1 pseudogene is annotated in these 468 nt (G+C 34.8%); it reads right to left on the reverse strand.

The features are described from left to right. Positions 1-405: pseudogene (locus CWB76_RS18830) on the reverse strand (electron transfer flavoprotein subunit beta/FixA family protein); the annotation flags it as partial. Positions 406-468 lie beyond the last annotated feature (63 nt).

The raw sequence follows: 468 nt of genomic DNA on the forward strand, positions 1-468 counted from the left end.
AGTCAGAGACTCTAGCATTTGACATGATTGATTATAATAATAATCGATTGACTCTTTTCCTAGAATAACCAGTTCAGGAGATTCTTTTTCAACTACTTTTGCATGCAATTTTGATATATGTAAAGACTCTAAATTTTCTTCCGTTTCAACATGAATCGCTTTATCTGCGCCAAAAGCCACTGCTGTGCGTAATAGTTCTTGAGATGCTTAAGCGCCAATAGAAACAACAACTACTACGGATGCAGTACCCGCTTCTTTTAAACGAATCGCTTCTTCTACAGCAATTTCACAAAATGGGTTCATGGCCATTTTTACGTTAGTTAAATCAACACCGCTGTTGTCAGGATTAACGCGAGCTTTTACTTTGTAGTCGATCACTCTATATATTGTTACTAGAACTTTCATAGGGAATCAATAATTATTTAAAACTATTAGCTAACGTCTACGTCAACCTATATAATTTATGAA

The sequence above is a fragment of the Pseudoalteromonas sp. S1609 genome (assembly GCF_005887255.1).
Lineage (GTDB): Bacteria > Pseudomonadota > Gammaproteobacteria > Enterobacterales > Alteromonadaceae > Pseudoalteromonas.